A 21,864-nucleotide genomic window follows, 5' to 3' on the forward strand; every position below is an offset into this window, starting at 1 on the left:
CGCTGAGCCTATTCGGTTTTTTCACCGTCAAAAGATTGATCAGCCAATTCGTAGCCGTCATAAGAATCGACATAGACATCCGTCAAGGCTTTAAATTCATCAAAAAATATCTTAAATGAATCAACTCTTTCAAAAGGAGCAGTTCTGATTCTAAAAGCTACAAAAGTCATCTTATTTTTATTTCCAAGATATCTGGATGCCTGAGGTATGCTTGTAGGAACTGTCACATGCATATTCTTCCAGCCTTTAAAGTTAACATAACCTAGGGGTAATGTATGAGTTCTTCCTTCACAGTCCCGGACAAGGATTTCTATGTTATAATAATAACCGGCACCCCAAACCCACATATCCAATCGGTGAACATTTCCTTTAAAGGGCATTTCATAGGGTTTACCGTCTTTGGTGGGAACAATATCTACCCAGTTATCGCCTTTTCGGTTAAATTTAAACTCGAGCCCAAGAAATTTAGCATTTTCAGCATCATCATTCATTACCTTTACTGCATGAGGCATTCCGTTAAGATATTGAACCTTGGGATAACCTTCAGTAATAAATTTACTTCCAACAGCCTGATAAGCCCAACCCTGGCCGTCAGGATTATCGAATGTATCGACCATATAAGTTTGATAATTAATCGAACCTTGCTGCGCCGTTAAAGGTGCAAATGCGAACAACAACATTAAAGCAATGCCCGCAAAAACTAAACCGCCATGTTTCATGTATAACTCCTTTTGTTTCGTTTCAAACTCTGTGTTGTATTATATTGTAAAAAACATTATTTGTCAAACAAAAAACAATATTTTCTACAAAATAAGTACACATAGTGAGTATCGGCAAATTCAATCCGTTTCTACAGGGGTATTCAAACATAAAATCCCTGTTATCGACATTATATCAAATTTATGTTAGAATATCAATTACCTTATGACCGAATTAAACGATTTTTCGAAACCCATCCGCGATCCTATATGGAAGCACATATGGATGAATGATGAATTATATGCCGTAACAAAGACAGCCCCCTTTATGCGCTTATATAATATAAAACAGCTGGGCCCGGCAGAGCTTGTTTATCCCGGTGCAAGCCATACAAGGGCCGGGCACAGTATCGGAGTTTACAATATAGCCCTAAAAATGCTCAATATTTTGTTAAAAAAAGGAGCTGATGTCTGGGTTTCAAAGGAAGGTGCTATGTCCTTTTTAGCGGCCGCCCTCCTCCACGACCTCGGCCATTTTCCTTTTACCCATTCCCTTAAAGAATTAAAGCTAAAAGAGCATGAGGAACTTACGGGAGAGCTTATTTTAAAAGAACCTCTGCGTTCTGAAGTAACCAAAACAGGAGCAGCCCCCGAGCGGACAGCAGCTATAATAACCGGTGAGGGCAAAGATGATGCCGAAACCGCTTTTTTTCAAAAGCTGCTCTCAGGTGTCTTAGATCCCGATAAACTTGATTATCTTAATAGGGATGCCTTTTATTGCGGAGTACCTTACGGAATTCAGGATACGGATTTTATCCTTTCACAGCTCATTCCCGACAAAAAAAACGGCATAAAGATAGAATCAAAGGCAATATTAAGCGTAGAAAGTATCCTCTTTTCAAAATATCTTATGTATAAGTCGGTTTACTGGCACAAGGATGTGCGTATAGCAACGGCTATGATGAAAAAAGCCATATTTACAGGAATCGAAAGGGAAAAATTTTCTCCCGAAGACCTATATCATCAAGATGATGAGGGGATTTTCAGACTTTTGGAAAAGACTAACTATCCCGAAAAAAAGCCGGCCCAAGATTTAAGGCTCGGTAAAATCTATCATATTATAGCCGAGGAAGCCTTTCAAGGTGAGAATCCGAAGCACAGAAATTTGGAAGACTTGTACAAACGCCGAACGGCAGAAGAAACCTTAGCAGAATATTTTTCAAATAAAACCGGAATTAAAATAGGCAGTGAGGAGATTGTTATAGATATACCTGAACAAATTTCTTTTGAATCGGACTTATTTATAGAGGATGAAAAGAAGGTATTCAGCGAAAGTTCTACCGTGTTTTCAAAGGAATTTATCAAAACCCTTGTTCCTTCTTTGAGAAAAATAAGGATAGCCGTTTCGGATAAAATTCATAAAAAAACCTCAAATCTTAAGCAAACAATCTTGCCGATTTTTTAAATATCGGGTAGAATAAATCAAATCGTCGATATTGAAAAAAAGATGAGCCGATTAACCTAAGGAGAGTATTTATGATCATTCATAATGTTATGGAAGACTTGGTATATACCGAAGTCAACAAACTATTTGATGAAGCCGAAGAAAAAAAAGAAAGCTGGCTTACATGCAGTTGTATGCAATGCAGAGTTGACACCATGTGCTATGTACTCAACCGGGTTAAACCCCGCTATATCAAATCCGGGAGAGGCCTTGCTCACTTTTTAAAATTTGAAAAAACGGAAAAGGTCCAGATCATGGCCGATATTACAAGTTTGGTAATTGAGGGTATGCACAGGGTACTTTCTACAAAAAGGCCTCATGACCATGAGCCCATAATCGAAGACGAAAATACTCCGGTTTTTAATTTTCCTGCCATAACAGGAAATATCTTAGACGGAAGCAACTTTAATCCTATGGAAGATGCTGTGGTCAGTCTTAAAATGAACGGAGAACTTGTACCCCAGATGAGTATTCTGTGGGACAACCCTTATACAATATCTAATAAGACTCCGGGAGCTTATACATTTTGTCCGAAATCCATACCGGCCGAAAAGGCAGGAGATGTACAAAAATTCATTTTTGTTCTTAGGGCCGAAAAAGAAGGTTTTGATCCGACCAATTTTTCATTTGATATTGAAGTAAAGGCTGATGATAAGATAAAGTCTCCTTTGGACTCTTCAAACTTTTATAAAGTTAAAAATTTATTTTTATGCGAACACAGTGAGGAAGAATAATGATGAAACCTAAAGCCTTAGTATTACACGCAACAGGTACAAATAGGGATGGAGATGCGTCAAGAGCCTTAGAACTTGCCGGAGCAGAACCTGAGATTGTACATATAAACAAACTTAAAGCAAAAGAAAAAAAATGGAAGGATTATGCAATTCTTGTAATTCCGGGCGGCTTTTCTTATGCAGATGCCCTTGGAGCAGGTAAGCTTTTTGCCCTCGATTTAAGCAATTACTTTTTTGATGAGGTAAGCGAATTCGTAATAACGGGAAAGCCGGTCATAGGCATTTGTAACGGTTTTCAGGTTTTGGTAAAGTCAGGCATCCTCCCCGGAAAAGAAAAAGACGGAAAGGTTATTTTGGATAAGGACGGCTATAAAAACAGACAAGCTACCCTAACCTATAATAAACAGGGAAGATTTGAATGCTGCTTTACAACTATGATTCCTCAAAAATCAAACTGTATTTGGACAAAGGACCTAAAAGGCAATATACACTGCCCAATAGCCCACGGCGAAGGACGCTTTTTGACCGATTCTCAAAAAACTCTTGATGATTTATTTGAAAAAGGACAGGTTGCGCTGGTTTACGGAGGAAGGGATGCCGAAAAAGGCCTTCCTGCAAACGGAGAGTACCCTTTTAATCCTAACGGATCTCTTGCAGATATAGCCGGCATATGCAATACACGAGGAAATGTGCTCGGCCTCATGCCCCATCCCGAAAATAATGTAGTTATAAGAGAAAGGGATTCGGAAAAAGAAAAGGAACGCACAAGACTCTGCCTTGATATGTGGAAGGCCGGAGTCAATTATGTTCTATAAAAAAAGAAATATTTTGAGGTATTTGCATGAATAATTTTTTTCGAAAATGGAAACTGCTTGTTTTTATTTTAGTATCTGCTATAGCATCGTCTGTTTTTTTCGGCTCGTGTTCAAAAAAGCTTGGTTACGGTGTAGTAAACTGGTCAATTCCCGAATATAACCTTACTGCAGGAGATATAATACCTGTTTATGTAAAATCTAATATTGAAAAGGTTTACATTGTAGGCCTAAACGAAAAAACATCGCTAAGAGTAGAGATTCCCCTTTGGCAGCTTACCTTTTTTGAGTCAAAAAAAGATGCAGGTAAATTTCAGGCAAGGTTAACCGATCATAAACATGCTTATGCAAGGGTTAAGTTAGACGGCCTTCCGATGCGCTCAAACCCCGACAATACCTCAAATCAGGTTTACCGCTTAAAATTAGGACAACTTGTAAAGATTCTTTGGTTCGGAGAAGGGGTTCCGGTTTTGAAAGGCGGAAAACCTATGGACGGCCAGTGGTATGAGGTTCTAACCGAGGATGGAGTAAGAGGATGGTGTTTTTCATATAATCTAAATATCTATGATGAAAGAGAAACTGAGTCATCCGAAAACTCGAATTTAGCCCAAGAAAAAGATGCAGAACTTGATGCTGTTCTAAACGAATTTTGGTATCCCGAACATTACAGAAAGATGATAAACAACAGGCAGGTTGATCTCGATAAAATAAGCCTGACATGGGGCTTTTTTCCGGGTTTACGCTCAGGTATTGCAAGAGTCGAGCTTGAAAACACAAGGCTTTCTTTTCCATATACCAAGGTTATCAAAATCGGAAACAAGTATCTCTTTGAAGGCTCTAATCTTTCGATGCAGATAAGAGGTAAGGATATCATCACTCTCGAATTTTCCGATAAGAACGGAAAACTCAGGCTGGAAAACTTTATCACCCTAAATGCCACACCTGAAAATATTATCAATAAAGAAATAAAAAGAAGAGAAGCGGTAATAGAAAAAATAGCAAAAACTTCATCCGAATTTACATCGGAAAATTTCGGTTCTTTGAAAATATTGTCTGACGGTCAATTTATTTGGAGCGGTTACAACCTTCTCTCTCCCTCTATTATACCTTCGGGGGCAGGTTCTTCCGGCAAGATTAGTTTAAAGCATTTTTTGGACAAAAAGCTTTTATCGGACTATGAGGGAGCTTTGAGTTTTCGGTTTGAAAAAACATCCGAGCCCGTTGTCTTTATGTACAGTATTTCATCCAAGGGGCTCCGCCTTGAAGCAGTAGAGTCTTCAAGTATACAGGATAATATTGTAACACGCAGAAGTTTAGATCCGGTGATCTTGTTCTTTGCAGCAAACTAAAGCCATGCCCTTTATACAGCTTTCAAAGATTTCCCTTGCCTTTGGGGACAGAGACATTTTAAAAGACGTTACCCTAATTTTAACGGCCGGAACAAAGGCTGCCCTTACGGGAGCAAACGGCTGCGGCAAATCTACCTTAATGAAGATTGTTGCAGGTCAGATGAAAGCCGACTCTGGGGAGATAGCCTCGGAAAAATATACATCAATAGCCTACTTACCCCAGTCCGGAATCGTCCACAAGGGAAAAACCTTGGCAGAAGAAGCCGAAACGGCCTTTGCTTACGGCTACGATATTATCAAAGCCATGGATGAGACAGGCGAAAAGATGAAAACAGAAAAGGACGAGCAAAAGCTCCTAGCCTTGGCAAACGATTATCACGCCTTGCAAACAAGGCTTGAAAATTCGGGCTGGAATGCAAAAAAGGGCCTTATCGATGAAACCTTACGCGGCTTGGGCTTTTCTTCTTCCGATTTTAATAAGAACACAGAAGAATTTTCAGGCGGCCGGCAAATGCGCATAGCCCTTGCAAAGGTTCTTTTACAAAATGCAGATATAATTGTTCTTGACGAGCCCACGAACTACCTCGATATCGAAGCCCGCTCTTGGCTTGAGCTTTGGCTTAAAAAATTTAAGGGAGGCTTTTTACTTGTAAGCCATGACCGCTACTTTTTGGATCAAACCGTAAACGAAACTTACGAGCTTTTTAAGGGAAACTTAAAAAAATATAAGGGAACCTACAGCGATTATGAAAGAATAAGGACTGTAGAACTTGAAGGCCTTATCAAAGCTTATGAGCAGCAGCAAGAAGAAATTGCCAAAACCGAAGACTTTATCCGAAAATTCAGGTATACGGAAAGCCGAGCCGCCTTGGTTCAGGACAGAATAAGGCGGCTCGAAAAGATGGAAAGGATAGAGCTTCCCGAGCACCTAAAAAAAATACGCTTCAGCTTTCCTCCGGCCCCTCATTCGGGTAAAATTGTCTTACAGGCAGAAGGAATAAGCAGGGCCTACGTAACGGCATCCGGTACTCACAGGGTAATCGAAAATTTGGATTTGACAGTCGAAAAGGGAGAACGCCTTGTTTTAGCCGGAAAAAACGGAGCAGGCAAGTCAACTCTCTTGCGTATTCTGGCAGGAGAGGATAAGGATTTTACGGGCAGCTTAAAAGAAGGAGCCGGGGTTAGAATGGGCTATTTTTCTCAAGACGAATCGGAGACCATTACGGGAAGCGAAAGCATAATAGATCTCCTCGAACGCTCGGCCCCTACCGAACTTGTTCCTAAACTATACGATATGCTTGCAGCCTTTTTGTTCCGAGGGGACGATATCTATAAAAGCCTTTCGGTACTATCCGGAGGAGAAAAATCGAGGCTAGCCCTCCTCCTTCTTCTTTTAAAACCATTGAACCTTTTAATCTTGGACGAACCCACAAACCACTTGGACCTTCACTCCAAGGATGTGCTCTTGGATGCCTTAAAACGCTTTGAGGGAACCGTAATCTTTGTGTCTCACGACAAGGGTTTTATACAAGACCTTGCAACGCGAGTCTTGGAACTCAAGGCCGATGAAGAAGGATTACAGCCTTCAAGGGTAAGGAATTTTCCGGGAACCTATGATTATTACCTTTACCGCATTGAACAAGAAGAAGCCGATGACGACTCCAAAACTTCCATAAATGGAACAAAACCTCAAGCAGCAACTCAGCCGATAAGCTCGGCCGCACTTTCCTATGAGGAGCAAAAAAAGCTCCGCTCGGAAAGAAGAAAATTAGAAAAAGAAGAAGAGCGGCTATTAAACGAAATAGAAAAATGCGAAGCGGAAATAGCCGAAAATGAAGCCCTCCTAGCCGAACCCGAAGTCTATTCCAACGGCGAAAAAAGCAGGGCCGTGCAGAAAAAAATAGAGGAGCTGAGAACAAGGGCTGAAGAACTTTCGGAAAGCTGGGCAGACGCAGCTGCCAAGTTGGAAGCCTATGGCTAAATCGGAATAAGCTTATTTTTTTTCTTGGTCGAGTTTTTTGTCGGCAAACTGAAAGAGCTTTCCGGAACTGACAAGATAGGCACCGGCTGCCAAGAATAGGGCAAACATTACGATTCCGAATATCTTCATAAAATCGCCGCCCTTACTTCCAAAAAAGTAAACCAGACTGTATAATACGGTAATATTGCATACTGCAGCAATTGAATCATAGATCAGGAATTTATAAAATGGGTATTTTACAAAACCGCTCGTCATAGATACGGCATTCCGAACTCCGAAAGGGATAAAGCGGCAAACTATAAAGGTAAACACGCCGTGTTTTTGAAGAGCCTTTAAAAGACGGTAAGTGTTTTCCTTTGTTATAATCTTTGAAAAAAGGCCCATCGATATGGAACCCTTAGCAATAAGCCTCCCCCAGCCATATACCATACAATCACTTATAATGGCACCAAAGTACAGAGCAGACAAAAAATGGGGAATTGAAGCCTTTTCACCTTGTGAAAGAATAGCTGACATTGCAACAAGAACGTCTTCCGAAATAGGTATATTAAAGCCTCCAAGGAAGAGGCCGATAAAAACTACCAAGGGAAAATAAGTTATATAGTTACCTATCCAATTCAAAAAAGCTGCCAGCATATCGGTATGTTACATTATTTTAACTAAAAATTCAAGCTCTTTTTGCCATATTTTTACCGAGATTTCGGAGGGCATAAGCCAAGCTCCTCTGGGAGAAAGAGAAAAACCGGTAACGGAGGCTCCTTCGGGACTGCATGATCTTTTAAACTGCTGAGAGAAAAATCTCTTATAAAAAATATTCAGCCATTTTAAAATTTCGGTCTCAGAATAAGCGTCATCCTTAAAGGTTTCAAGGGCAAGAAAATAAACCTTTTTAGGAGAAAAACCGTTCCCTATTGCATGATAAATAAAAAAATCGTGAAGCTGATATGGGCCTATTATATCCTCGGTCTTTTGTGAAATTTCTCCGTTTTTAGGCGGAAGAAGCTCAGGGCTTACAGGCGTATTTATAATATTTGATAGAAGCTCAAAAAAGGCTGCGTTTTTCTTTTCATCTTCAAAGAAAATCTTATTTTCGGCAAAGGCAAGGATGCAATCTTTTAAAAGGGTCTTTGGAATTGAAGAATTGACCTCATACATAGACATCTGGTCGCCCCCGTATGTCATCCAGCCCAGGGCTGCCTCAGAGAGGTCTCCTGACCCAACCATAATTCCGCCGATTTGGTTCGCCTTATCCATCAAAATTTGGGTCCTTTCACGGGCCTGGGCATTTTCATAAGCAATATCATGATTATCCATATCCTGCCCTATATCTGAAAAGTGCTGAACCATAGCCTTCCCGATAGGAATTTCCAAAAGAGTACAGCCTAAAATTTCTGCCAGAGCCGAAGCATTGTTCTTTGTTTTTTCGGTTGTCCCAAAGCCGGGCATTGTAACAGCATAGAGGTTTTTTAAATCAATGTTTAAAAGTTTAAGGGAATATGCAGATGCAAGGAGGGCTAAAGAAGAATCCAAGCCTCCTGAAATGCCTACCACGCATTTTGAGCAGCCTATAAACTGAAGGCGGCTTGCGAGGGCAGAGCCTTGGAAAAAAATAAGCTCCGAAAAGAAATTCTTATATATAAAATTTTTATGAAGATCATCGCAATAAGGTAAAAAAGGATTTTTTTGTACATAATAATCTAAAGTCTTTTTAGTATTCAACTTTTCTTTTTCTATTAAAATTTCCCAATCGGAAGCAGGCTTTTTTGAAAACTTCAAACCTAGTTTTTGCCCCTTTAAAAATTCCATATCGATATCGGAAGATATGTAAGGTTCTTCTTTTGAAGTAAGAGACAGCTTTTTCAAAAGCGGGTCTTTTAAACCTTGAGTAAACCTTAGTTCCTTTCCGTTTTCAAATATGCCGCACTCTCCTGCAAAAATATAATCCGAAACAGACTCCCCGATTCCGCAGTTTACAAAGGCAAGGGCCGATTTTTTTGCGGCAGAAAAGGCCTTATACCCTTGCCTCATAGCAGACGCACCAAGAGGTTTTGAAGGCTCAGCAAGCGGAGCTAAAATAAGATCCGAATAAGAAGAAGCATCAAAAGAAAACGAAAAACCCTTGCCAAGATTATAAGAATCCTTATGGCTTACAATAAATTTAAAATCTTTTCCAAAAGGAATATTTTCTCCGCAAAATGGAACCAGACAAGGTTCATCTTCAAAATCGTAAAAATGAGGACTTAAAAATTCTGAAGGAAGATGCGGCACAAGGGCTATAAGCCTTCCGCTCCCGATTACCGCCGAGCAAGAATAAAGTTTATTACTATACAAAAAAGGAAGGCCCACAACGGACAAAATAGAAAATTGCTTAGTCTTTTCGGCTATAAGTCTTACTGCATCAAAGGCTTTTTCGATTAAAAGAGACTGTTTAAAAACTGAACCTAATGATGCCCCTGTAATCGAAAGTTGGGGAAAAAGAATCAGGTTTGCACCATCTTTCTCGGCTTTTTTAATCTCCTGAAGATGGAGATTTAAATTTTCGTCTATGTCTGCAAGAGAAATTTTAGGCGAAGAAACTGAAACACGGTAAAAGCCCAGCTCTTCAATACAAAAATTAAGGCCCTTCTTTTTATCCATTGTTTTTCCCTTTTTTCTCTTTTACATTTTTATCCTGCAAATACAGAATAAACATCGCAGCAAGAGAGCCCAAAATCATCAAGCTGCATAGTATTTGCCCTGTAGATATGTTTTTCCAAGATTCATAAACATAGATATTTGCAGCCCCGAATCCTAAAGATATGGGATAGCCCTTGTTGGCATCCGGCTGGCGGAAATATTCGATAAAAAATCTAAAAAAGCCGTAGCCCAGAGTATAAATACAAACCAAAAAACCATCAAAGGGCTTTTTTTTGCGAAGAAGCCATAAGATAAGCCAAAGCACAATTCCTTCAAAAAAAGCCTCGTATAGCTGACTTGGATGACGAGGCAAGTTTATCATTAAAGCTCCCTCCTGAATTGCAAGACCGGCTTTTTCGGCAAAGTCTCTTACCCAGCCTTCGGCCAAATAAAACCGGTCCGAAACAGGCGCTTGAGGAAAAATCATTCCTATTTTAGCTGTTGTTATTCTTCCGTAGAGCTCGCCGTTTGCAAAGTTACCCAGACGGCCGAAGGTGTAGCCTAGAGGAATTGAAACGGCCATAAGATCTGCAACGGCGGCAAATTTAAATTTAGATTTTTTTGTCCAAAGCACAGTTCCCAAAAAACCGCCTATAAAACCTCCGTGGTAAGACATACCTTGAAGTCCGACAAAAATGAGTTTTCCGGCCCCATCCCTTGCAAAGGGCCAAAAAATCAGCCAAGGGGCTTTTAAATAGGTTTCAGGATTGTAGACAAGGGTTCCGAAAATTCTTGCGCCCAAAATAAGCCCAAAGATTCCCCATATAAAAAGGTCTGCTATGTCATCTTTTGTCATAGCCTTTTGGCTGAGCGAATATCTTTCAAATTCCCCTTTGTTTACCTGATAAGAAAACAAAAAATATGCAACACCAAAGGCAACAAGATACATAAGACCGTACCATCTAAAAAAGGGCAGTCCCGGAATAATTTCGGGATGAAGCCATGAAGGATATTGTATAGCTAAAAGCATCGTCAAACCCCTTATTTTTCTAATTCAACTTCTTTAATAGGCAAACATATAATTTGTCCGTTTTTTTCATCGAACTCAAAAAAGACATTGTGATGAGTTTCCATAACTTCAAAATAGCGGCCGTGACTTTCAAGAACGACACCGGGATAAACAGAGCCTGTAACCTTTATTTTTGAAGGAATGTGAAATTCAAAATTTTCTTTTAGGTTAAATATGCGGACTGTAAGAGCACTGTTTCTTTTTAAGAGCTTAACCTTTTTTTGTCTTAGAGCATCAATATTCGGAGGATTTGTTTGTAATTCTTTTTCAATTTTTGCAAGCTCGGCGTTATTATCTTCTATTTCTTTTTCACGGACTTCAATTTCATCCTTTATTAAATAGTCCTGCCCGAACGAGATAATGGTTCTTATGGTTTTTTCGGCTCCCAGATCATGAACCGACACACCCTTTGCAGCATGGATACTTCCGCCGAGCAATACACCCGGGCTGCCCGTCAAATGCACGGTCCCGTTTGTTTTTACCAAGCACTTAAAACAGTAAGAAGCAATGCTTATATCGCCGCCCGAAAAAACTCTTGCATTTTCTGCATATTGTAAAGTGGTTTTATCCTTAGCCCAAACAGTACCCCTGCCCTTTCCGTTTATGCCTCCGTTTAAAATAAGGGAGTCTTCCGAATAAATCAGGGCCTTTTCTACAGTACCGGTAATTGTCAATTTTCCCTTTGATTTTACCTTTACATCATCTTTAATATCGCCCGTAATAATCAGGTTGCCGGGAAAACTTACATCTCCGAATTTGGTATCTATATCGCTTTGAATGGTTTTAAGCGATGAAATTGAAAGGGCATTATTGAATAAGGAAAGCTCTCCCGATTCTGCCGCAAGAAATTTAATTACGTGTTTTTCTTCGGTAACTTTTATGGTTTCGTCATTAGCCGGTATATCTGTAGGTTCGGCATTTTTCGGATCAATAGGTTCACCGAAAACATTTTTTCCCTTTTCGCCCTTAGGTAAAAGGCGGGCCGTTAAAATCAGAGCATCTTTTTCGACAGTTGCCGTACTAAGTTCTTCATTAAATTTAACCGACCATTCAAGCCGATAAGAGCCGGGAGCAATAGGGGGAGTTCCGCTTAAGATTACAAACTCACATTCATCGTTTGCCTTTCTAGCCGATTCGATAATCTCGTTTATTCTTGTCTCCGAAATTGAATCAAGCAGATTAACTTCATTTAAGGCAGTTTTTACCCCTATTACCGAAAGCCTTTCTCCGGCACCAAGTCCCGACTGCAAAATAAGAGAGGCTTCCATCTTATCACGGCTTATTACGGCTCTCACCTTAGCATCCCTATACGGAACTATACGTATCTTCAAGCCTCGTTCGGTATTCGCTATTAAAAGAAGACCGGTAACTCCTGCACGCAGCTCGGAATGGTTTTGTACTATATTTCGTAAATCCAAGAAAAAAGGATCATTGCCGGGAAGGCCCGGAATAGATTGACCGTATACGTCAACACCGGCTTCTCCCAATCCTGCATCTTCCACCTCATAAATAAGGTCTCCCTTTTCTACAACGGTAAGGGTTTCGGCCTCGGAAAGAGGATAATCCTGGTCTGTTGTGGGATTTTCTACATCAGGGGTACGTAAATCGGGTCTTTTTAAACGGTCTGCCAGACGTTGTACCTCATGGTCAGGTATTTGCTCAAAATGAGTGATAAGTTTTTTATCGGGTCCTCTTTTTGGAGGAGCTCCTTCAGCAATCTGCATGGAAAATTCCATCTCTGAAGAATTTATAAAATCGCTTAAACCCTCTTTTACCTTTGCCGTATCGATATTTGCAATATTACTTCTTTGCAGAAGTCTGCTTATAGTGGACATATCCACTTCGTTAGCGGAATCGGCGGCTTTTCGTACATAAAGATAGGCCGCAGTTTTATCGTTATTTGCCGTAATCCTCGCATCAAAGTTGGGATCAAGTTCAAGCGGCAGAGGAATCGGTTCTATGCCTGAGCCGGTATGTTTTTTTAAATAGTCTTCAATAGTTTTTTTACTAACAAGGGATGAACTTTTTATTCCGTTTCTTTTTGCCTCAAGATGGATATCATCAGCTGAGGGGCAATTTTCATGCTCAAGTAAGGCTGTAAAGGTTAAAAACCACTTCCCGCTGTTATTTTTCTTTAATGTCCACAACTTATTTTCCATAAACTTTTTTCCTATACTTTAAAGCCCTGCTTAAGAGCCTTTGCTATTTTTGTTTTTAACAATAAATTTTCATTCCTTAGCACATTTATCTCAAATTGCTGAGATTTTATAATTTCGCTCATTTCACCCGAAGACAAGACCTCTCCTCCTATCAAGTCATCCAAATATTCCATCTTAGACTTAAAATCCGTTTCAGCCTCAGCTTCAGCCGACATAAAAGAATAATCTGAAAATTCTTGAAAGTCTTCTCCACTATAATTTTCGGCTTCAGATTGAATAAGTTTATCGGCTATTCGGTATATAGCCTGAGAAATCATGGACTGAGGTTTGTACCTGAGTACCGGAAGTCTTGAAGAAAGAGCCTTATCCTGAACGGCATCCGTGTATATTACCCCAAGATGCTCAAGGTCAATATTAAGGTACTGCTTTGCAGAACGGCGTATCTTCATAGCTTTTTCAGCATCCTTTGGATCATCCATCATGTTCATTATAATGCGCGGCTTAAAATGTGAAAATTTATTTAAAAATTTATTAGTATTTTCGGGGTCCAAGGACATCAATTCTTGGGTTATTGAAGGAATATAAAGGCGCTGCATACCGGGAACATCATTTTTTAGTTTTTCAAAAAATATACCGCCCTTAGATTTTGCAGGGAATGAAGAACACATCATTCTAAACACAATATTTTTTAAAAAAACATAGGCATCGAGGGTTGAGGTTACTGAAGGAGAGGTAATTATGATTCCCTGAGGGGATAGTAAAAAAAAGTCTAAGATACCCAGGTGAGTACCTGCTCCTAAATCCAAAACCAAAAAATCGGCTTCAAGCTTTAACAGCTCTTTTACCAAAGAGTTTCGCTGATATATTTTTAAGGCGGCAAATCCGGGAATTTCGGAATCGCCCGGGATAAACCTTACATTTTCATACTCTGTTTCGATTATTATATCTTTAAATTCGGCAGCCTTTGTTAAAAAAGTACCTATGCCGTTTTTGCGTCCTTGAATACCTAAAACCAAGTGAAGGTTTGAAGCTCCTAAATCAAGGTCTGCCAACACTACCCTCTTACCTGCCTGCCCCAATGCAATTGCAAGATTTGCAGCTATAAGACTCTTACCTACACCGCCCTTTCCGCTGGCAATAGGAATTATTTGCATAAAGACCTCTCCCTTTTTAAGCATAAAATTAATATCACAGTATCAATATACAAAAATAACCTTGTTGTCCGTGTCTGTAAAATAAACATATCGGCTGTCCAATCCGTCAGACTTACAAAATGCGCAGTTTTTATCAAAAAAAACCATGCCGCAATGATGGACAAAAATTTAATGACGGCAATCATCCTTAAAAGTTGATGAAAATCCTTTTCTTGATGCAATAATAAAAAGAAAAACACGGCCAGTATACATAAGAGCACAAAACAAACCCAGTCAACAATACTCAAAGGCCAAGGCAATGTCTTTTCAATATAGGCAAATAAGAGAACCCTGACTATTTCAATTGCCAATGCTAATATGTAAAGTATATAAGGCAAAACGCGTCTCATACTTACAGTTTACGTAAGTAAAGCCTTGCGGTCAAGAGGGATAGAGGGCTTTATTTTTCTTTTCCCGATTTTTTTGCATCCACTTTAAAGAAAAGAAGCTTTTCCGTTTCAAATCCGGAATTTAAATCGACCTTCCAAAAAAACAGATTTCTTATTCCCATAATAGGATTTTTTGCCTCAGGAATTTTTTCGTATATGGGAAGAATAATACACTCTGCAGCCTCATTCGATTCTATTGTGAAGACTGTTTTTCCTTCAGGTTCGTTTATTTGAATCCAAGATACCTTTGAAAAGGTATTTTTTTCTTGAGAGGCCTCATATTTTTGATCATCTGCATAAACAGAAACATTCGGAAGTTTTTTTTCAACAGGGCTCACAGAGAGATCTATCTCCACCATAAAATAAGCCGAAAGATTAAAGGGGCTTTCATTTTTTAAAATATATTGAACTTGCACTCCCTGATCATTAAAGCTGTATTGTTTACGCAAGGATACTAACTGATTAAAGCTGCGGAAACTTCCTTCAGTTTTCATTAAAAGTTCAAATTTAACCCTGTCGAATTTCACATCCTGATAAAGATTTTCGCAAAAAACAGGCTTGGCAACGGCAGTCTTAAAATCACCCTTTTTAATTATCTCAAGCTCATCCGAAGATATAAGATGATCTACAAACAGGCCGGTCTCTTCGGAACAAATATCTGCATAATTTTTATAGGCGGAAAATACATCCATCTCAAAAATCTTCCCGCCCATGGCGTGAATATACATATTAAGATGCTCCCGCTGAGATATAAACTCTTTGACACCATCCAGATCAAAATCCAAACTGGTTAAAGAATCTGCAAAAACACCGGGAATTCGTGTCTGTTTTTCGGCTAAAAGCAAATTTCGGTAGCAGTACTGCCTTAAATCCCTATTATATTTTTTATGCTTACAATCCAAATTAAAAAGTATTCCGCTTTCAGCCTTCCACAAATCCAATGAGGAGTTGTTTTTACGGGCCTTATCGCCCCGGACCTGATTTACAAGACTATGCACATAGATCATCTTTGCGTACATGGCATAGACGTTGGGCTTATTTGCTAAAAGCTGCTTTACGGAAGTGTTTACAAGCTGATTTGAAAATATTGCATTTGAGGATATAAAACCTTTTTGATATATCCTTTTGTTTTTAAGTATTTGCCCGGTATGAGTGAGCGAGATAACGGAGTCGGGAGAAGAAACACGTTCAAAAAATTCCTCCATCCACGATTTTTTATCCTTTGATTTATCCAAAAATCTAACAGCCGTTTCCCTTGATAAGAATACTACAACGCTTGTCTCGGTAACCACACTTGCATAATTGCATAAAAAGTCATAAAAGGCAGCCGGCTGTAAATCGGTATTTTCAAATTCATAGGTAGAAGGAATACCGAATAATATTTTTCCGCCGTCTTCCATACAAACCGGAGCAAAGGCATTTAAACCGGCCTTAATAAAAAAACGGGAATCAAGCAGGCAATACTCCATTCCGCATTTTTGTAAATTGGAAAGAACATTGGGATTCCATGCAAAATAGGGCAGATACATGCCGCGGGGTCTTTTGTAAGAATGTTTGCGCAAAGTATCCGTCATGTACTCTATCTGACCTATGAGGTCCGATGAGGGAATCATCGAAATAAAGGGCTCATAAAAGGCATTTCCCAGAATTTCGACTTGTTTTCTATTGTGCATTTCGTAAATAACATCGAAAAAAGAGGGATTTTTACGCTGTATCCATTCCAAAAATCTGCCGCTAAAGACAAGGGTAAAGGGAATAGACGGAGAAGAATATAAGTTTGAAAAAAAATCTTTGTAGTCTTGAGTATAATCTTCTTTTGAAAACTCATCAATTACGTTATAGTCTGCATGAACGGCAAAACATATCTCCAACTTTTTTTTACTGTTCTTTTCCACAAAAACCCCTTTACACTTTTACAATGTTTCAATTATAAATTATAAGCAAAGCCTTGTCAATCCTGCATCGTTTTTCAAAAACTGCTCAAAATTAAAAAAAAGGCGATAGATCAGTAAGATAAAAGGCTGTCAACATTAGACCCATGCTTATCAAAAAAAGAGAAGCTTTTTTCCATTCGGTAAAAGTCTCATTATCCGCTGTTTTTTGCTTTATTGCATTTAGAACAAACAAAAATACAAAAAGACTAAAAAAGCCCGAAAAAATCAAGGCAAGACACTCTAGGTAAGTAGAGGCCTGATAAAGACAAAAAAATACCAGCCCCCAACTAAAAATCTTTTCTTCAGGTTTCAAACAGATAAACTTAGGCCATATAAGCTTAAAAATCAAATTCAAAGATTCTAAAAAACTTATAGCTAAAACGGGAAGCAAAAAGCCGACTCCCAGAGGGTTTAAAACATAGCGGCATAGCCCCCAAATCAGACTGACCGATATAAAAACTGCTATGACATTTTTAATAAAAAATGAGTATATTTTTTTTGGGCTTTCAAGATAAACATAGAGAAATTCCAAGCCTATTCCATATACAAAAACAATTGAAGATACAAAGGTATAAAATATAATCAGACTCATTCTTCTTCTCCAATCTTAATAGTCGGCAATTCTTTTGTAGCGGAAAAATAAATCCAGATTATCAAACCGAGGATGATAAAGGCTCCGGCAGTGGTTCCTAGAAAACGGAACGGAGGGTGATTTGAAAAATAAGGCAGACGAAGCGATAAAAAGCCCGATGAAACAGGAAAAGAAATTGAGCCGAAAGCAAAAAATTCCCTTAAAGCGGATAAAATTAAAATCAAGACGGAATACCATATAGGTATATCCAATGATTCCGAGTCTTCATAATATTGTTTTAAACCCAAAAAGATAATGTACGAAAATGTCAGTATGTAAGTATATACTTTAAGGGGACCGTGTATTATAGGTAATATGCCTTCCAGCAAGGCATTGACCAAGGCCGTACCTGTAATCATAAATATACTTACAAACAGGTAGTTAAAACGGTTAATATCCATCAGCTTTCCGGCGTAGTTTCCTAAAAGTCCCAAAAAAAATATAACCCACAATGAAACAGCTAAAACAATTCCGTAAGCAAAATTTGAGGCTGCAGGAATTATGGGACATAGGCCGAAAACAAAGACTATCAACTTTTTATTTGCAGCCATTTATTTTTCCTCCTTATTCTTTATCTCAAGCCGTTCAAAGGCAGATTCTAGTTTTTGTTCTGAAACTTTTATAGTAAGAGAAGTTATGCCGTAATACATAGCCGGTTTATCGGCAATCCCGCCTCCTAAGCCGCAAAAAAAGCATTTTTCTGTGAAATACAAAAACATTCCTTGACAAATTCCGTATTTACCGCTCATATTTACAAAGGCGGCATAGCCTTTTTTCTCCTTCATTCTTACTTCAAAAACCGCATTACAAAAATTCATATTCAAAGAGGAGGGATTTAAGGCTTTTATAAATTCTACATCTTGATATTCCGAACAAAGCGGAGATTTTTTTAGAATATAGTCGGCGTCTTGTAAATAAACATCGCTTTTAAGCCCTGAAATTATATAACCGCTTCCCCACAATATAAGTCCTGCAGCAATAAAAAAAGCAAAAAGGAGAAGGTATTTTTTTATCTGTTCAATATTAGAATTATTCATAAAGGCTCCTTTTTTTTGCCTGTATTTTTATCTCAAGCCTTTCGATAAGAGGAGAAATAATATTGCCTAGAATTATGGCAAAGAAAATTCCTGCAGGCGATGCTCCATGGGCACATATAAAAAAGGCAAAAACGCCTGTAAAAAATCCGCTCATAGCCTTTCCGTATTTGGTTTTGGGAGAAGATGCGGGTTCCGTCATAACAAAAAATGCTGCAAATAAAACACCGCCAGTTAAAACGGCAGACAATATATCTCCGGTAAAATAAATATTTAAAACGGGCACCATACCGAAGATCCAAACTAAAAGAGCATAGGCTGCCAAAAAAAACGCCGGGAGAATATAATCTGCGGCCCTGATAGAAAACAATATTATCGACGACATCAGTGTAACTATATTGTAACGGAAAGCGGGTATTGATGATGTAGAATTTAAAAAGAGGCTTATATAGCCTTCAGGAAGGGTTACGCCTACCCCGTGTAATAAGAGGGAATTAAGAGCAGAGGTAACCGTAAAATCCGTTTTAAGTTTTATAAGGCCGTTTGCTTCCATCACTGCAAAAAAACTGCCTTTTTCACTTAAGAGTGAAAAGTCTGAGATCAGCGGAGGAAAGGCCTCCGGTCTGGAAATATATGCAGCGCATACCGCAAAGGCAACCGGATTTAACCAATTTCGCCCCGTTCCTCCAAACATGGTTTTTACAATAAAAACAGAAAAAGCACTTAAAATAAAAACAAAGATAAAGCCTATACCTGTAGGCATAAAAAAACCTATCAACAAGCCGGAAATTATCATATCGAGGGATAAGCTTAGTTTAGAGGAAGCTAAGTATCTAAGTAAATTTTCTACAAATAATACGCCCATAACGGCAGTGACAATATTTAAAAGAGCATAAAAGTCGGCAGTCAGAGCTAAAATTAAAATTTGGATACCTAAAAGAGATAAAACGGCAATATTAATTCTAAAAACCGGAAGACGCGTATACACAAAGGGAGCAGCCGTCAAAGACAGGTTAGAATAAGATTTCATAGAATACTTCCTTTTTTAATTTTTTTTGACATCTCTAAAATAATGGAGCAAAGGGGAATTCTTGAAGGACAGCAGGCGGAACAACAAGCACAGCCGCTGCAAATCTTTATTTGCTTTACAATATCCTCGTTTAAGTCCTCAGCTTCAATGGATTTGACTATTTTTTTAGGTTCCAAATAAAGAGGACAAGAACTAAAACATAAACCGCAATTTATACACTCTTCTATGGAGTGTTTTTTTATACTATCCTTCCCCGGTATATGAATCGATTTTAAGGTACTTGTTACGGGTATATCCAAAGTATCGGCAGATAAACCGCCGATAAGCCCGTTCAATATAATTTGTGCCGGCATGGTCTTAAAGCCTCCGCACTCTTCTATAAGATTTCCTATAGGCGTACCGATCTTAACCTTTAAGACCTTGGGCTCATTGATAGCCTTACCTGTTACAAGAACATAAACGGAGGTAATAGGGTTGTTTGTTCTTACAACCTCGTATGTATACATAGCTGTAGGAATATCTATCAAAAAAGGATTTTCCTTATTTGCAAAATAATTATTTTGAACAAAGGGATAATCATTAGATGCATTTATAAATTTTACCTTACAAAAAGGTTCACAAGTTTCCGAAATTTTTTCCAACTTAAAAAGATCTTTTTTCATCAGCTTATGAATACAGGTTACCGAAGCTGCATTGAGAATCTTAGCCATTATACCCAGCCCCTCTGCAACCTCTTCAAAAAAACTATCAAACAGGATTGAGTCGATACCCGAAGATGGATCTTTATCGAAGAGGTTTATATAGATATCGGCATTTCCCTTTTTTAAAGCATTTCTTACCTGATAAATAAGGGGCAATGCCGAAAGATCGGCCGTATTTAAAATTCCCGAATAACCTATTGCCCTTATAATTTCGGAATGAGAAGAAGTTCTCCACGGATAATCGGCAGAGGGCCGGCCGAGAATATCAAAAGCCCCTTCAAGTTTTACGGCTGCAGCATGAATGAGCTTTCCGTCAGGAAGGGTGAAGTCAACAAAGTCATACAAGATTCCGGGAATAGAAGAGTATATGCCTACCGAAAAAGGTTCCTCGGTACGGGCGATAATTTGACCTTCTTTTACGGTCTCCCCCCTCATAACAAGGGTTTCCGGCGGCTTTTTAGAATCAAAGGCTATAGGTATAAAGGCCCTTTGAGGCAAAAAGGCATTTCCTTCAAACGAGGCAGGCAGCTTAGGGTATTCTAAAACTTCTTTACCCCGTTTAAATCTTAAAAATTCCGTCATTTTTCAAACACTCTCAATAATATAATCATTAACGGCATTATAGCCGAAACAAGGGCAACAAGCAATGCTGCACTATTATAACGGTTAAGCGGAAATTTCTTAGGCGCATAAGAAGCCGTGATAAACCTTCCCTGACTGTAAAGCAGATCTTCGATAGAAGGGCTGGTCCTAAATGAAATAACGCTCTTTATAAACTCATCGTCAAAATTGAATACAAGGCCGTCTTTTTCCGTTACTACTCCTTTTTCGTCTACAGAAAAATCGTTAAAACTAACCTTTTCCTGAGGAGAAAGGTCAAGGCGGGTAAAGGGGATAACCTTTGCATTCCATGTATCCGAAATAAGGTTTCCAAGGTCAGGAAGCTCATCTCCTGTCCTTATCTTTTTTAATTCATCAAAAGCCTCTTTTGAAAAACCCGAAAGGCCTACCGAGGTCTCAGGCATGGGCAGATATAGGGTATTTTGATATGCCTTTATGGTTTTATTAAAGTTGAAATATAAAAACAAGGCCGAAAAGACAATAAAAAAAAGGGCACAAGAAGAAACGATATATAAATGCCTTGTATTCCAAAATTTTGCAACCGATTTGGGATTCATTACATAGGCTCTTATTGTCTTATGAATTTTTTGTGTATCTATTTTCTCTTCAATAAAAAAGCTTAATCTTTCTATGATGTATGTAAAAGAGGCTGAAATCGATATTGCAAAAATAAAAAGAACAAGCGAAATATTACTGTTGAATTTTGCGATTATCAAGGCAACAAAGGGGAAAAAGACCAAGAGAGGATTCTTTTTGACTCTGGATAAAAGCTGCTCCCTTGTAAATTTTAACGAGGCGCCTATAGCTTCCATCCAAAATGCAAGGGTATACATGATTAGAATGGCAGAAGAAAGAGCTAAAATCCCCCGCTGAAAGGCCGCATAAAGGACAAAGGGAAAGGCTGCGGAAAAATAATTTTTTTTGCGGCTTGTATAAAAAAAAGATACTGCAAAAAATATTAAAGCAATACAAAACTGAAACATTGAAAAAGGAGAATCGTTTTCTATAAAAAAATATGCCGTATTGTGCTTTAAAAACCTAAAAAAGTCCTTAGTTATGTGCTTATCGGATGGAATATACATATACCTGATATTTTCCTGATCATTTATAAACCATTGGGTATAACGTTCCTTATCGGTAAACGGGTATCCGGTATAACCTTGTTCCTCCAAATCGGAAAAACGGTTTTCTATTGTTTGAGAAGAAATTATCCCTGTAATACCGTTTTCTTCGGCTGCCTGCAAAATAGCAGGCTCATTTACCTCCATAGGTAAAAAAAGGATACGGTAATCCTTCCACAACGTAGACCTTGAGCTCATCGGAACAAAGATTAACAAGAAAAAAGAGAAAATCAATAAAAAACCTGCAATAATATCAAGGCCGAAGATGTATTTTTTAGGCTGATCCAT

The 21,864-nt window shown here is 38.6% G+C and carries 18 protein-coding genes; 5 read left to right on the forward strand and 13 right to left on the reverse strand.

The window, feature by feature from the left end; genetic code table 11:
- Positions 1-8 precede the first annotated feature (8 nt).
- A complete protein-coding gene (locus E4O07_RS06375) occupies positions 9-719 on the reverse strand; it encodes a flagellar filament outer layer protein FlaA (RefSeq protein WP_253688033.1) in 711 nt (236 codons plus the stop codon).
- A 205-nt stretch (positions 720-924) separates the two neighbouring features.
- On the opposite strand from E4O07_RS06375, the gene E4O07_RS06380 reads away from it, so the two are divergent.
- The 5 genes from E4O07_RS06380 (at position 925) to E4O07_RS06400 (ending at position 7,078) form a co-directional block, all read left to right on the forward strand.
- Positions 925-2,163 carry an HD domain-containing protein gene (locus E4O07_RS06380; protein ID WP_253688034.1) on the forward strand — a complete coding sequence of 413 codons (1,239 nt, stop codon included), beginning with the start codon at positions 925-927 and terminating at the stop codon, positions 2,161-2,163.
- A 71-nt stretch (positions 2,164-2,234) separates the two neighbouring features.
- A complete protein-coding gene (locus tag E4O07_RS06385; protein WP_253688035.1) occupies positions 2,235-2,936 on the forward strand; it encodes a late competence development ComFB family protein in 702 nt (233 codons plus the stop codon).
- Positions 2,936-3,751, forward strand: a complete 816-nt coding sequence (gene purQ / locus E4O07_RS06390) for a phosphoribosylformylglycinamidine synthase I (RefSeq protein ID WP_253730601.1) — start codon at positions 2,936-2,938, stop codon at positions 3,749-3,751. Before E4O07_RS06385 ends, purQ begins: the two co-directional genes overlap by 1 nt.
- A gap of 26 nt (positions 3,752-3,777) precedes the next feature.
- A complete protein-coding gene (locus tag E4O07_RS06395) occupies positions 3,778-5,097 on the forward strand; it encodes an SH3 domain-containing protein (protein WP_253688037.1) in 1,320 nt (439 codons plus the stop codon).
- A gap of 4 nt (positions 5,098-5,101) precedes the next feature.
- On the forward strand, positions 5,102-7,078 hold the full coding sequence (locus tag E4O07_RS06400; RefSeq protein ID WP_253688126.1) for an ABC-F family ATP-binding cassette domain-containing protein: 1,977 nt from the start codon (positions 5,102-5,104) through the stop codon (positions 7,076-7,078).
- Positions 7,079-7,090: 12 nt separating this feature from the next.
- On the opposite strand, the gene E4O07_RS06405 is transcribed toward E4O07_RS06400, so the two are convergent.
- The 12 genes from E4O07_RS06405 to E4O07_RS06460 form a co-directional block, all read right to left on the reverse strand.
- Positions 7,091-7,714, reverse strand: coding sequence for a DedA family protein (locus tag E4O07_RS06405; RefSeq protein WP_253688038.1), 624 nt, complete (start codon positions 7,712-7,714; stop codon positions 7,091-7,093).
- Positions 7,715-7,723: 9 nt separating this feature from the next.
- Complete coding sequence (locus E4O07_RS06410) at positions 7,724-9,715, reverse strand: NAD(+) synthase (RefSeq protein WP_253688039.1); 1,992 nt, start codon at positions 9,713-9,715, stop codon at positions 7,724-7,726.
- Positions 9,708-10,724, reverse strand: a complete 1,017-nt coding sequence (gene lgt / locus E4O07_RS06415) for a prolipoprotein diacylglyceryl transferase (RefSeq protein ID WP_253688040.1) — start codon at positions 10,722-10,724, stop codon at positions 9,708-9,710. Before lgt ends, E4O07_RS06410 begins: the two co-directional genes overlap by 8 nt.
- Positions 10,725-10,735: 11 nt before the next feature.
- The gene (locus tag E4O07_RS06420) at positions 10,736-12,922 is read right to left on the reverse strand and encodes a FapA family protein (RefSeq protein ID WP_253688041.1); all 2,187 of its coding nucleotides are present in this window, start codon (positions 12,920-12,922) and stop codon (positions 10,736-10,738) included.
- An 11-nt stretch (positions 12,923-12,933) separates the two neighbouring features.
- On the reverse strand, positions 12,934-14,076 hold the full coding sequence (locus tag E4O07_RS06425; RefSeq protein ID WP_253688042.1) for a nucleotide-binding protein: 1,143 nt from the start codon (positions 14,074-14,076) through the stop codon (positions 12,934-12,936).
- 439 nt (positions 14,077-14,515) lie between these two features.
- Entirely contained in the window at positions 14,516-16,399 is a 1,884-nt protein-coding gene (locus E4O07_RS06430) for an alpha-amylase/4-alpha-glucanotransferase domain-containing protein (RefSeq protein ID WP_253688043.1), read from the reverse strand.
- A 91-nt stretch (positions 16,400-16,490) separates the two neighbouring features.
- Positions 16,491-17,030: a hypothetical protein gene (locus E4O07_RS06435; protein WP_253688044.1), complete on the reverse strand. Its 540-nt coding sequence runs from the start codon at positions 17,028-17,030 to the stop codon at positions 16,491-16,493.
- Positions 17,027-17,620 carry a hypothetical protein gene (locus E4O07_RS06440; protein ID WP_253688045.1) on the reverse strand — a complete coding sequence of 198 codons (594 nt, stop codon included), beginning with the start codon at positions 17,618-17,620 and terminating at the stop codon, positions 17,027-17,029. Before E4O07_RS06440 ends, E4O07_RS06435 begins: the two co-directional genes overlap by 4 nt.
- Positions 17,621-18,106 carry a hypothetical protein gene (locus E4O07_RS06445; protein WP_253688046.1) on the reverse strand — a complete coding sequence of 162 codons (486 nt, stop codon included), beginning with the start codon at positions 18,104-18,106 and terminating at the stop codon, positions 17,621-17,623.
- Positions 18,099-19,133 carry an RnfABCDGE type electron transport complex subunit D gene (locus tag E4O07_RS06450; RefSeq protein ID WP_253688047.1) on the reverse strand — a complete coding sequence of 345 codons (1,035 nt, stop codon included), beginning with the start codon at positions 19,131-19,133 and terminating at the stop codon, positions 18,099-18,101. Before E4O07_RS06450 ends, E4O07_RS06445 begins: the two co-directional genes overlap by 8 nt.
- The gene (locus E4O07_RS06455; protein ID WP_253688048.1) at positions 19,130-20,416 is read right to left on the reverse strand and encodes an SLBB domain-containing protein; all 1,287 of its coding nucleotides are present in this window, start codon (positions 20,414-20,416) and stop codon (positions 19,130-19,132) included. Before E4O07_RS06455 ends, E4O07_RS06450 begins: the two co-directional genes overlap by 4 nt.
- Positions 20,413-21,864: a hypothetical protein gene (locus tag E4O07_RS06460; RefSeq protein ID WP_253688049.1), complete on the reverse strand. Its 1,452-nt coding sequence runs from the start codon at positions 21,862-21,864 to the stop codon at positions 20,413-20,415. Before E4O07_RS06460 ends, E4O07_RS06455 begins: the two co-directional genes overlap by 4 nt.

Source organism: Treponema sp. OMZ 798, from assembly GCF_024181385.1.
Classification (GTDB): domain Bacteria; phylum Spirochaetota; class Spirochaetia; order Treponematales; family Treponemataceae; genus Treponema_B.